This window comes from Mesorhizobium sp. LNHC252B00 (assembly GCF_000502955.1).
Lineage (GTDB): Bacteria > Pseudomonadota > Alphaproteobacteria > Rhizobiales > Rhizobiaceae > Mesorhizobium.
The window spans coordinates 1-382 of the sequence record NZ_AYWO01000142.1 but is presented as its reverse complement, the minus strand read 5'-3'; the positions used below and the strand labels follow the sequence as shown (position 1 = coordinate 382).

Genomic DNA, 382 nt, shown 5'->3' with positions numbered 1-382 from the left:
TCGGCGGCTCGCTGCGCAACCCGGCGGCCTGGAACAATGTCTACGGTTTTCGGCCATCGCAGGGGCTCGTGCCCAGCGGTCCCGACTTCGAGGTTTTCCACGCGCAGATGGGCGTCGAGGGGCCGATGGGCCGCAACGTCGCCGACATGGCGCTCTTGCTCGACGTGCAGGCCGGCTACCATCCGCAGGCGCCTCTCTCCTATGAGAAGCAAGGCTCCTTCCTCGAAGGGCTCGCGACGGCGGCGACCGGTGGCCGCATCGCCTGGCTCGGCGATCTCAGCGGTCATCTGCCGATCGAACCCGGCATCCTCGACTTATGCGAGGCAGCACTCGCACGGTTCACGGATGTATCTTTCCTGACCGAGCCCTTGCGACCGGATTT

1 protein-coding gene is annotated in these 382 nt (G+C 66.0%); it reads left to right on the top strand.

What is annotated here, in order from left to right; genetic code table 11:
- On the top strand, window positions 1-382 hold a 382-nt coding region (locus tag X744_RS0139370; protein ID WP_031261607.1), incomplete at both ends, for an amidase family protein.